Source organism: Pseudomonas sp. BLCC-B112, from assembly GCF_028550695.1.
Taxonomy (GTDB): domain Bacteria; phylum Pseudomonadota; class Gammaproteobacteria; order Pseudomonadales; family Pseudomonadaceae; genus Aquipseudomonas; species Aquipseudomonas danubii.
Genome location: NZ_JAQQGK010000016.1, coordinates 69560 through 80176 on the forward strand (window position 1 = coordinate 69560; position 10617 = coordinate 80176).

At 63.8% G+C, this 10617-nt stretch carries 14 protein-coding genes and 1 pseudogene; 4 read left to right on the plus strand and 11 right to left on the minus strand.

All coding sequences use genetic code 11. The features are described from left to right. Positions 1-6: 6 nt before the first annotated feature. Positions 7-531: an Mpo1 family 2-hydroxy fatty acid dioxygenase gene (locus PQT43_RS29550; RefSeq protein ID WP_272755407.1), complete on the minus strand. Its 525-nt coding sequence runs from the start codon at positions 529-531 to the stop codon at positions 7-9. Positions 532-633: 102 nt separating this feature from the next. On the opposite strand from PQT43_RS29550, the gene PQT43_RS29555 reads away from it, so the two are divergent. Next, the gene (locus PQT43_RS29555; protein ID WP_272755408.1) at positions 634-1320 is read left to right on the plus strand and encodes a Crp/Fnr family transcriptional regulator; all 687 of its coding nucleotides are present in this window, start codon (positions 634-636) and stop codon (positions 1318-1320) included. A 147-nt stretch (positions 1321-1467) separates the two neighbouring features. Here PQT43_RS29555 and uraH read toward each other — a convergent pair whose 3' ends face one another. Both uraH and PQT43_RS29565 read right to left on the minus strand, forming a co-directional pair. Continuing rightward, positions 1468-1878 (minus strand): hydroxyisourate hydrolase, encoded by a 411-nt coding sequence (gene uraH / locus PQT43_RS29560; protein WP_102862589.1) that lies wholly within the window; start codon positions 1876-1878, stop codon positions 1468-1470. Positions 1879-1976: 98 nt separating this feature from the next. After that, positions 1977-2465 (minus strand): GlcG/HbpS family heme-binding protein, encoded by a 489-nt coding sequence (locus PQT43_RS29565; RefSeq protein ID WP_272755409.1) that lies wholly within the window; start codon positions 2463-2465, stop codon positions 1977-1979. 135 nt (positions 2466-2600) lie between these two features. On the opposite strand from PQT43_RS29565, the gene PQT43_RS29570 reads away from it, so the two are divergent. Next, positions 2601-3281: a heavy metal response regulator transcription factor gene (locus PQT43_RS29570; protein WP_041115126.1), complete on the plus strand. Its 681-nt coding sequence runs from the start codon at positions 2601-2603 to the stop codon at positions 3279-3281. Further along, positions 3268-4656, plus strand: coding sequence for a heavy metal sensor histidine kinase (locus tag PQT43_RS29575; RefSeq protein WP_272755410.1), 1389 nt, complete (start codon positions 3268-3270; stop codon positions 4654-4656). The genes PQT43_RS29570 and PQT43_RS29575 overlap by 14 nt, the downstream gene beginning before the upstream one ends. Positions 4657-4667: 11 nt before the next feature. Here the strand turns inward: PQT43_RS29575 and PQT43_RS29580 are convergent, their stop codons facing one another. The 3 genes from PQT43_RS29580 to PQT43_RS29590 all read right to left on the minus strand — a co-directional run bounded on the left by PQT43_RS29580 (position 4668) and on the right by PQT43_RS29590 (position 7303). Continuing rightward, positions 4668-5888, minus strand: a complete 1221-nt coding sequence (locus PQT43_RS29580; RefSeq protein ID WP_253085845.1) for a type II toxin-antitoxin system HipA family toxin — start codon at positions 5886-5888, stop codon at positions 4668-4670. After that, positions 5881-6129, minus strand: a complete 249-nt coding sequence (locus PQT43_RS29585; RefSeq protein ID WP_253085846.1) for a helix-turn-helix domain-containing protein — start codon at positions 6127-6129, stop codon at positions 5881-5883. The genes PQT43_RS29580 and PQT43_RS29585 overlap by 8 nt, the downstream gene beginning before the upstream one ends. A gap of 169 nt (positions 6130-6298) precedes the next feature. After that, the gene (locus PQT43_RS29590) at positions 6299-7303 is read right to left on the minus strand and encodes an AraC family transcriptional regulator (protein WP_272755412.1); all 1005 of its coding nucleotides are present in this window, start codon (positions 7301-7303) and stop codon (positions 6299-6301) included. A gap of 99 nt (positions 7304-7402) precedes the next feature. On the opposite strand from PQT43_RS29590, the pseudogene PQT43_RS29595 reads away from it, so the two are divergent. Then, positions 7403-7663 (plus strand): annotated as a pseudogene (locus PQT43_RS29595) (fatty acid desaturase); the annotation flags it as partial. Positions 7664-7905: 242 nt separating this feature from the next. Here PQT43_RS29595 and PQT43_RS29600 read toward each other — a convergent pair. The 5 genes from PQT43_RS29600 to PQT43_RS29620 form a co-directional block, all read right to left on the minus strand. Continuing rightward, positions 7906-8220, minus strand: a complete 315-nt coding sequence (locus PQT43_RS29600; protein WP_272755414.1) for a hypothetical protein — start codon at positions 8218-8220, stop codon at positions 7906-7908. A gap of 23 nt (positions 8221-8243) precedes the next feature. Next, complete coding sequence (locus PQT43_RS29605; protein WP_272755416.1) at positions 8244-8672, minus strand: SMI1/KNR4 family protein; 429 nt, start codon at positions 8670-8672, stop codon at positions 8244-8246. 104 nt (positions 8673-8776) lie between these two features. Continuing rightward, positions 8777-9448, minus strand: a complete 672-nt coding sequence (locus tag PQT43_RS29610; RefSeq protein ID WP_272755418.1) for a hypothetical protein — start codon at positions 9446-9448, stop codon at positions 8777-8779. Between the two features lie 74 nt (positions 9449-9522). Further along, complete coding sequence (locus tag PQT43_RS29615; protein WP_011058598.1) at positions 9523-9738, minus strand: helix-turn-helix domain-containing protein; 216 nt, start codon at positions 9736-9738, stop codon at positions 9523-9525. Between the two features lie 9 nt (positions 9739-9747). After that, entirely contained in the window at positions 9748-10326 is a 579-nt protein-coding gene (locus tag PQT43_RS29620) for a hypothetical protein (protein ID WP_102882711.1), read from the minus strand. Between the last annotated feature and the right edge of the window lie 291 nt (positions 10327-10617).

Genomic DNA, 10617 nt, shown 5'->3' on the forward strand with positions numbered 1-10617 from the left:
GGGACTTCAGATCATGGCTTTTTTCTGGCGCAGGGCCACGGGGCCCGAACGCTGTTCGATGGCCTGTTTCAAGTCATGGCGCAGCCCCAGCAGGAACACCAGTTCGGCCACCACGAACAGCGGGCCGACGATCAAACCCGACAGATCATCGACAAAGGCCGGCTTGCGGCCTTCGTAGTAATGGCCGATGAACTGGATCACCCAACCGATCACGAACAGGCCCAGGCCGCTGCTCAACCACAGCCCGGTGCTTTGCGCTGCCAGCGCTTGCCCGGCCCAGACCGACAGCCCCATCAGCACACTCATCAACACGCCCAGGCGCAACTCCAGGCGCAGGTAGAACACCGCCGAGGCCAGGGCCAGCAGCACGGCCGGCGACAGCACGATGCCCGCCAGCGGCCAGGCGGGACGGGACAGCAGCACCGCCACCGCCAGAACGATCATGGGAATGCCGATAAAGTGGCTGGCGATATTGCGCGGGTCGCGGTGGTAGGCGGCGTATTGACTCAGATGATCAACGAGGCTTTTCATTGTTGTTCCTCCGTTAGGGTGGCCCGATCATGCCCGGCCGCCGATCACGGCACTGTCAGCTAGGCGACAATCACGCCGATGCCTTGAGGAAAAAACCTGTTCATGGACATGCATCAGTGGCGTGACTGCCTGATGACCGGCCAGTGGTTCAGCCACCTGCCGGATTCCTTACAGAATAGTTTGCTCGGCGGTGCCCGCCTGCGCCGCTTGGCGCCGGGGCAATGCCTGTTCCTGCGTGGCGATCCGCCCTGCGGCTTGTACGCGGTGCTGGAAGGGACGGTGCGGGTGGGAGCCGTCAGCGAGCAGGGCAAGGAAGCCTTGCTCAGCCTGATGCAAGCGCCGCACTGGTTTGGCGAGATCTGCCTGTTCGACGGCCAGCCGCGTACCCACGATGCCTACGCCGAGGGTGCCTGCACCCTGCTTCAGGTGCCGCAGTCGAGCTTGTTGCAACTGTTGGAGCAACAGCCGCAGTACTGGCGCCAGTTCGCGCTGTTGATGAGTCACAAACTGCGCCTGGCCTTCATCAACCTGGAACAACTGAGCCTGATGCCGGCGCCGGCTCGTGTGGCCAGTCGCCTGCTGGCGATGGCCGGCGGCTACGGCGAAGTCAGCCAAAGTCGCAGCCTGCTGCAACTGCCCCAGGAGCAACTGGCGCTGATGCTCTCGCTGTCGCGCCAGACCACCAACCAGATCCTCAAGGACCTGCAGCACCAGGGTATCCTGCGCCTGAGCTACGGCGAGATCGAAATCCTCGACACCGAGCGCCTGCGCGTCCTCGCCGGCCTGTAGGCGCTGGCTTGCCAGCGAAGGGGCCCGCAAGACCGCCTTCGCCGGCAAGCCGGCTCCTACAAAATCCCGCGCGATTTCTCTGCCGACCGTAGGATCTGGCTTGCCAGCGAAGAGGCCCGCAAGACCGCCCTCGTCAGCAGCCAGCTCCTACGAACCGCGATAGGTCGAGAAGCCATAAGGGCTGAGCAACAGCGGAATGTGGTAGTGCTGCTCGGTCTGCTTGACCTCGAAAATCACCGGAATCTCCGGGAAGAAGGTATCGCGCTTGGCCTGCTTGAAGTATTCGCCGGTCTTGAACACCACCCGGTATTCGCCCGCCGTCAGTGCCTGGCCAGCGGGAAACAGCTCGCTGATCCGCCCCTGCTCGTTGGTCACGCCGCTGGACAGGGCTTTCCAGTCCTGGCCCACATGTTGCTCCAGGGTCACCTTGACCCCCGGCGAGGGCAGGCCGTTCTCCAGGTTGAGCACGTGCACGCTCAAGGGATTGCCCGCCGCCAGGGCCAGGCTCGACAGACCGCAGAGGCCGATGGCCGCCAGGCTATTACGCAAAATATTCATGTCCCACTCCTTTCTCGATTGAACAAACAACAGACTCTGTAGCCGCTGCCGAGCCCGCGAGGCTGCGCATTAGCGCAACGCGGGCGCGGCACTCCAGTTCACTGACGTCCGGCCTCGGCCGCCAACCCCACCCGCTGTGCCGCCTGTAACGCGCACGCCTCGTCCTGCGCCGCGCCGCCCGCACCGGCAATGCCCATCGCGCCCACCAGCTGGTTGCCGGCAAACAAGGGAATGCCGCCGCCGAGCAACAGCAGCTCCGGCAAGGTGTTGAGATTGGCCGCCTCGGGGTTGTTGCGCGCCCGCTCGGCGAACAGCCGGGTAGGGGTCTTGGTGGACAGCGCGGTATACGCCTTGCGCTGGCTGGCGAGGGTGTTGTGCGGGCCGACGCCATCAGCGCGCAGGGTCACCAAGAGGTTGCCGCCACGGTCCAGCACCGACACCACGGCCGTGCACTGGGCCAGGCTGGCGTCCGCCAACTGACGGGCGGTGGCCAGGTCCAGCTCTGCGTGACGCGGAAGTTCCGGGGCCGCCAGGGCAGTGCCGGCAAGGCCCAGACCAACGCTTAGAACGAGGGTTTTGCAGATCATGGGAAGGCTCCTGAAAGACAGGTCGCCACCTTAGCCAGCCGTCCTCGTCAGAACCTCGTCAGTTGGATTACAAGTTTGTAATGGGCAATCGCGCGCGGGGCGCCTAGCCTGTGCCGATCATTTCCGAGGTGCACCATGCGTTTGCTGGTAGTTGAAGACGAAGCCAAGACCGCGAATTTCCTGGCCAAGGGGCTGGGAGAGTCCGGATTCGCTGTGGACGTGGCCCTGAACGGCCTGGACGGGCGCTATTTCATCGAGCAGCAGGAATACGACCTGATCATCCTCGACGTGATGCTCCCCGGTCTCAACGGCTGGCAGTTGCTGCAGTTGATCCGCCAGCGCGGCGCCACCCCGGTGCTGTTCCTCACCGCCAAGGACGCCATCGAAGACCGGGTCCGTGGCCTGGAGCTGGGCGCCGACGACTACCTGCTCAAGCCCTTTGCCTTCGCCGAACTGCTGGCCCGGGTCCGCACTCTGCTGCGCCGCGGGCCGCTGCGCGAGGCTGAATCCTTCAGCATCGCCGACCTGGAGATCGACGTGCTGCGCCGTCGGGTCAGCCGTGGCGGCCAACGCATTGCCCTGACCAACAAGGAGTTCGCCCTGCTGCACCTGTTGGCCAGCCGCCAGGGCGAAGTGCTGTCGCGGACCCTGATTGCCTCCCAGGTGTGGAACCTGAACTTCGACAGCGACACCAACATGGTGGAAGTGGCGGTGCGCCGGTTGCGGGCCAAGGTCGACGATCCCTACATGCCCAAGCTGATCCACACCGTGCGTGGCGTCGGCTACCAGCTGGAAGCCCCGGATGAAGCGCTCTAGTTCCATCGCCTGGCGGCTGGCCCTGGCCTTCGCCGCGGTCTGCGCCCTGGTGCTCAGCGTGATCGGGGTGTTCCTCTACCGCTCCCTGGCCGAGGAAATCGCCTACCGCGATGACCTCGCCCTGTTGGGACGTCTGGAACAGGTGCGCGCCCTGCTGCAGGACAGCGACAGCCTGGCCGCCCTGCAAGCCCGGCCCCGGCTGTACCAGAACATGCTGGGCAACCAGGAAAGCCTGCTGCTGGTGCTGCGGGCCGATGGCTCGACGGTGATCGGCATCAACCCCCGGCAACAGCGCTTGCCCGAGTTGCTGCCGATTGCCCGTGAGCAGCGCCCGCAACGCCGCGACATCCTCCTCTGGCCGGGCAGCGACCAGGTTCCGCTGGCGCTGCTGGCGGGGCAGGCCAGCGGCCCCAAGGGCGAGGCCCTGACGGTGATTGCCGGGAAGGTGCTCAGCGAGCGCGAGCAGATGCTCGCCAGCTACCGCCTGCGCCTGTACCTGGCGGTAGGCCTGGGGGCCTTGCTGGCCTTCGCCCTGGGCCTGCTGCTGTTGCGCCGGGGCTTGCAGCCGCTGCGTCAGCTCAGCGAGTCGGTGCGCGAGATCGATCTGCGCAGCCTCGACCGACGCCTGCACACCAGCGGCATCCCGGCCGAATTCCACGAGCCGGTGCAAGCCTTGAACGCCATGCTGGCGCGCCTGGAGGAGAGCTTTCAGCGCTTGTCGCAGTTCTCCGCCGACCTGGCCCATGAAATCCGCACGCCGTTGCACAACCTGTTGGGCAGCAACGGCCTGGCCCTGAACCAGCCCCGCAGCGCCGCGGAGTACCAGGAAGTGCTGGCCTCCAACATGGAGGAGTTCGAGCGCCTGGGACGCATGGCCGAGAACCTGCTGTTCCTGGCCCGGGCCGAGCAGGCCGATGCGGCGCTGGACCGCCAGCTGCTGTCACTCTCGGGCGTCGGCGCGCAGTTGTGCGACTACTTCGAAGCCCTGGCCGATGACCGGCAAATCCGTCTGGAGAACGGTTTTTACGGCGAGCTGCTGGCTGATCAGCAACTGCTGCAACGGGCCCTGGGCAACCTCCTGGCCAACGCCGTGCGCCACGCCGACGCGGGTTCGCTGATCCGCCTGCGACGCCGCGACGAAGCCGGCTGGTGCTGGCTGCAGGTGCACAACCAGGGCCCGGCGATTGCCCCTGAGCATCTGCCCCGGTTGTTCGATCGCTTCTACCGGGTTGACCCCTCCCGCGCCGAACCGGGGGATTCCGGCGGCCTGGGCCTGGCCATCGTGCGCTCGATCATGCTGCTGCATGGCGGTCAGGTGCGGGTCGCGAGCGAGGGGCAGGCCACGGTGTTCGAACTGGGTTTTGCGGTTCTTTAACGGTGACCGGATCAACGGGTCAGGCTGCGCGCCACACCGGTTTTCCAGGCCTCGCTCATGGCCTCGGCCATGCCCTTGAAGGCGGGATGTGCCGCGCTATAGACCTGCATCTCGCCCATCGCCTGTGCCATGCCGTGCTCGACCTGTTGCAACAGTTCATGGCTGCGGCCTTCGCTGAGGTTGCACGCCGTGCGGGCGAAGCGCAGCAGCGCCTGGCGTTTGGGCCAGGCCTTGGAGCCTCCCAGCAATAGCGCCAGGCTGTCCGCCTTGATGTAGACCGACGTGGTCACCAGATCAAAGGCCGGTGCCAGGCTGACGGGGGCTTCCACATCCGTGTCGGGGTACAGCACGCCGAAGTTCTTCAGATGGGCATCGCCATTTCTCAGTCCGGCCGACAACGCCACGATCTTGAAGAATGACTCCAAGGCCCGGTTCAGTAGGTGTGGGGAGACAAAGGCCTTGATCTGTTTCGCCGCGCCTTCGTAGGAGCCGTCGTACTTGGCTTTTGCCGGCCAGGCGTTGAGCACGCAGAAATCCTCGAAACCCAGGTAGCCCTGGGCGCTCAGGTCGAAACGTTTGACCACCAGGAACTGGCCATTCTGGCTGAGTTCGATCTCCGGCACTGGCAGGCCGGCATGCAGCGCCGCACGCATGCAGAAGAATTCGTTGGCGGCCAGGTGGGGGTATTGATCGGCGCGAAAAGCCTTCACCAAATGAGTAGCGCCGCGATGGGTCAGGCGTTCGACGCTGTTGGTGCTGTCGCGGATCAGGACTTTGGGCTGCACCCCGGAAACCCCTGAATACTGGCCATAGGTCGCCAATAGATCCTCGAACAGTCCCTCGGCACCGTCATGCACCAACAGGTCCTCCAGGCTGGTTTCCGGCAGGGGCGCCTGGGGTGATTGCGTTGTGCTGATGGCCACCCGACCCAGTTGGTGCGGCCCCACGATCGATAGCAGAGCGAAGTCGTCGAAACCGCGCACCGCCTTGCTGAAACGGCGCAGCAGTTCATCACGCAGCGAACCTTCCGGCAGGTGCATATCGAACACCGGTAGCAGGCCTCGATCCCAGCCATAGCTCGCCAGGCGTGGCGGCATGGTCAGCGAGACCGCGTCGCGGGGCGAGGTGTTGTCGCTGTAGGTGAAAACCGAGTCCGCCTGCGCCTGGCCACGGCCGAGAGTGCCCACCGCCATGCCGGCCACACGGATGTGCAGCCGCTGTTGCTCAGTCATGGAAATGCGCCTGTTTCAGGCTGTCCAGGGTCGGGCGTTGCCGGGGGCGGGGCACGGCGCTGAGCTCGTAGCCAAAACCATTGAGAATGGCTTCGATCTTGCGCAAGCCGATTTCGGTAATGGTGTTGTTTTCAATCCCCGAGATAGTGGCGCGGCTCATGCCGTATTGTGCTGCCAGTGCCTGCTGCGAGAGCTTGCGCTCTTTGCGCAGGGTCCGGATCAGTTGTCCAAGGCTTTCCATGGGATTTATTCCGCATTGTATGCAATGCATTTTTACTGAAAATTATTTAATGCATCCTATTTGATGCATTGTGCAGTGTAGATCGGCAGAGTCTTTTTCGCGGTTTTTTTACTGGTGGAGGTTGCACCCGTCGCTGCACCTGTAGGAACCGGCTGGCCGGCGCAGGGGCTCAACGCAAACCGTCGCGAAACTGCCCCGGGGTCATCCCGGTCCAGCGCTTGAACGCCCGGCTGAAGCTGCTGGCGTCGACAAAGCCCAGCAGGCAGCTGATTTCGCTCAGGGAACATTCCAGGTCCCGTAGGTGCAGCAGGGCGAGGTTCTCCCGGCATTCGTTGAGTAGGGTGTCGAAGCGCGTGCCTTCATCCGCCAGGTGCCGTTGCAGGCTGCGCAGGCTCAGGTGCAGGGCCTGGGCGACTCGTTCCGCGGAGGGTTCGCCTTCCGGCAATTGGGCTTCGATCACGCCGCGCACCTTGCGCTCCCAGGTCAGCGGCCGCAGTTGCAACAGGGTGCGCTTGAGCACCGCTTCGTTGTGCTCGGCCAGTTCCGGGTTGGCGTCGTCCAGGTGGCTGTCGAAATCATGCAGGCCGAATTCCAGGCAGTCGTCGGCGGCGGCAAAGTGCACCGGGCAGCGGAACACCTTGTGCCACTGGCTCGGGTCCGCCGGGGCCGGGCGCCGCAAATGCACGGCCAGCGGCGCGTAGTCGCGGCCCAGGCGGTTACGGCAGGTGCGCACGTAGATCGCGGCAAACGCGTCGATGCCCTCGATGGCCGGCTGCGGCGCGCCTTCGGGCACCTTGAGGAAGAACCGGTAGCGGTCCGGCTCGCGGGTCAGGGCCAGTTCCAGGGCATCGCTGACCACCTGGTGATAACGCACGATGCGCTCGAACACTTCCCGCAGACTGCCGCTGGCCACCAGGGCGTAGCCCAGGGCATGAAAGGTGGTGGGGCTGACAAAGCGCGACACCCGCAGGCCAATGGCCGGGTCGCCGCTGGCCTGCACGGCGAGATGCCACAGGCGGGTGGTGGCCGACAGCGGGTAGCGGGCGTTGGGGTCATCCATCAATTGCGGGTCGAGCCCGGCTGCGCGGCACAGTGCGTCGCTGTCGAGGTCGAGGGCGTCCAGTTGCTTGCGCAAGGCGCGGGTCCAGCTGGCAAGGGAAGTGGCTTCGGTCATGCGATTGGCGCGTCCGGTCAACAGGTTGGCGTTTACGGCTAGGGCCCGGAGCCGGGGCTCGGGGCAGGATGCACACATCACTGACCAGAGGATGGAATCATGCAGGGTATTTCTGCAAGCCCCGAGCGGATGAACGCACAACAGCGAGCGGCGCACATTCGCCAGGTGGTCCTGGCCCGGGGCGATGAACTGCGCCGGCGCTTTCCCTTGCTGCGGCACCAGGACGCCTTGGGCGCGGGGATTTTGCTATTTGCCCTGTCCGGGATGCTGGGGTCAGCGGCGCTCTATGTCGGTGGCTACCTGGCCGGGTGTGCCTGCCAGCAGCGCAATGCCTTTTTCGCCTTGCTGCCCCACAGCCTGATACTGGCGCATAACGCCCGTGCTTGAGGGGGCAGACCTGCTTTCTGGCTAAATGTCCAAGGATCGACAACGTCAAGCCAAGGTCACGCGGCGCCGGGAACAGCCCGAAGCCCGCTTAGGGGCAACGACAGGGAGATGGTATGAAAAGTGCGGTAAGGCGATTGATCGCCGTTGCCTTGATGAGTGTGGGCAGCGTGTCGCTGGCCGACTCGGTGGCGCAGGTCAGCTCCTTGGCCTGTGCCTCAGAAGTAGAAGTACAGGCCGGTATCCCGTTCCAGGGCCAGTCGATTCAGGGCGATCAGCCTGTGGATAAGTTCATCCTCGGGCGTCGCGGCCTGCATCAGGATCGACAGGGCCGTGGCCAGGGCGGCCTGGCCCTGGATCGAGGTGTCTTCGTAGTCGTCGATCAGGCTGCCCAGGGCGCGGTTCAGGCTCGGTAGCAGGTCGCTGCGCGACAGCACCGCCCACTGCTCCGGGGACAGGGCCAGTTCCTCCAGGTCGCCCGGCAGGCACTGGTCCAGGTCCAGGCGTTGCTGGGCCTCTTGGCTGGTGGGCACGACTATCCATTTGCCTGGCGTGTTCATGGTTGCCACAGCTCGACAAAGGCCTTGAAGTCGGCCGCCACCGGGTAGCGCCTGGCGCTCTCGGGATCGAAGACTTCCACCGCCACCTTCTGGCTGTTGAAGTCCAGGCAAATCAGCAGGCCACCGGCATCCCGGGCAATCGGCAGGCAACCGGCGGCGAGCCCCGGCACGCGGCCGGGGCTGGCGTACCAGAGCAGGCTCCAGGGTTGGTTGTCCAGGCCGAATTCGAAGAACTCGCTGATGCAGGCGTAGCCGTTGCCATAAGGGAATGTACCGATCCCTGGCGTGGCGGCCGCGGCGTACTGCACCAGCTCCAGGTACAGCGCCGGGAACTCGACGCCGAGGCGTTGCTGCACCTGGGCGATCAGCTGTTCGTCCACCGCCGATCCGGGTTCTATTTCCCAGGCATTCCAGTCCAGGGGCATGTTCGACCTGCGCCTTGTCGTTGAGGGGGCTGCGCCCGCGCGAGGGGGATCGGGCGGGCGGCGAGGGGCGATTGTAGGCGTGTCGCCCGGTGCGCGGTAGGCGCTTAGTTGCAGCTGTGACCTTCGGGCAGGGTGACGGTGTATTTGCGTTGCACCCGGTTTTTGAAGTCCAGGTTGTTCAGGCTTTCCTGCACCAGGAAGTCCTCGACCTTGGCGTCCTGGCAGTCCTCGTTATAGGACGAGGCCCGCAGCAGGAACACGGTGCGCCGGCTCTGCTCGTCCTTGGCCTTGATGTTGAAGGTGCTGAGGGTGGTGTAGCCGGTGCGCTCCGAGGAACCCACCGGGCCCCAGGTGGTGCTCGGGGTGCTGTTGCAGACCAGGTTCTTGTCCTTCTTGGTGCTCTGCTTGCACACCGTCTTGGTGCTGCTGGGTACCTGACCGTAGTCGGTGGCGGTGTAGCGGTAGCTGGTCTTTTCGCTGCCCACGTCGAGGGTGAAGTTCATGCGAAACGGTGGGGGGTTCTTGGGCAGCGATGTCTCGGTGTAGACCTGCTTGAAGCCCATGCCGTGCAGGGCCGCGACCATGTCGCGCAGGTAGTAGCTGGCGTTGAGGCCGTGGGCGTCGTTGGCGCCGTTGACGGTCACCAGCACCGGGGCCTGGGGATCGAAGTAGTAGTCCGGAGCCGGGGTAGCGGCGATGGCCACTTCGAGTTTGTTGGCGCAGCCGGTCAAAAGACAGGCGAGTAAAAGCAGCGGGCAGAGCAGGTAGCGAGTCATGAATAAGCCAATGTGCAACGTGAGGAGTGGTAAGGCTTTAACGAACGGGACTCGGATCAAACAAACGCGGGGGGTTACGCGGGCTCGGTGGCCTGGTATTCCAGAAGGTCACCGGGCTGGCAGTCGAGTGCAGCGCAGAGTTTGTCCAGGGTCTCGATTTTCATCCCCTTGACCTTGCCATTTTTCAGCAACGACAGATTCGCCTCGGTAATGCCCAGGATGGCGGCCAGCTCTTTGGAGCGAATCTTGTTTTTAGCCATGACAACGTCAAGCCGAACGATAATGGTCATCTCATTGTTCTATATGTAGTGACTGTGCTCATCACTGAGGACTTTGGCGTCGCGCATGATAATGGAAAACGAGCAGAGCAAGATTCCTTTGACCACCTCATAGGCCGCGTAGGACGAGAAGCCCGCGGAGATCTGCAGAATGCGCTGGCCGGGCGGCAGGTCGATGGACAGGGCCAGGCCTTGCAGGGTTTCCATCATCGGGAAGGTGGCCGGGGCGACGATCCACAGCATGCCCACGCGCCAGAGGATGCGGATGTTGCGATCGCTCCAGGTTTCGCCGCGCGACAGGCGCAGGAAGAACACCCCGGTCAGGTACAGGGCGAAGCTCGACAGCAGCAAGGGCAGGAAGTCGAGGATCACCAGCAGGGTGAAGCTCAGCGAAGAGAGTTTGAAATCGGCTTCCAGCAGACGCGGCGAGTGGTCGGCGAAGACGCTGAGCAGGGCACCCAGAACCTGATCCTTGTTGTAGATCCACATTCCGGCATTGCCACCGACCTCGACCACACCCATGACCCAGGCCAGGATCGCGGCCAGCAGGCCGACCCGTCGTAAGCGGTATTGGGCTGAGCCATTTATTTGGGGGTTCATGCGTCATTCCTTGCAAAACGTTGGGGGTGGCGAATTATTGATAAATAATTATCTGATTACAATAATTTATTTCTCTTTTAATGCCTTGGGTTCATAGCCAGGAATGATGATGTGGAGAGGGAGCTGGCTCCCGCTCGGGCGCGTAGCGGCCGTAAAACCTGAGGTTGCGGTCTTATGGGTGTGCATATCCGTTGCTGCGGTCACGGCCACTTATGGTTTCGCTCTTACAGCCATCCCTTTCAAGGTCTTCTCGTTTTAGCTGCCTTGATGACCCGATCGGTTGAAACATGT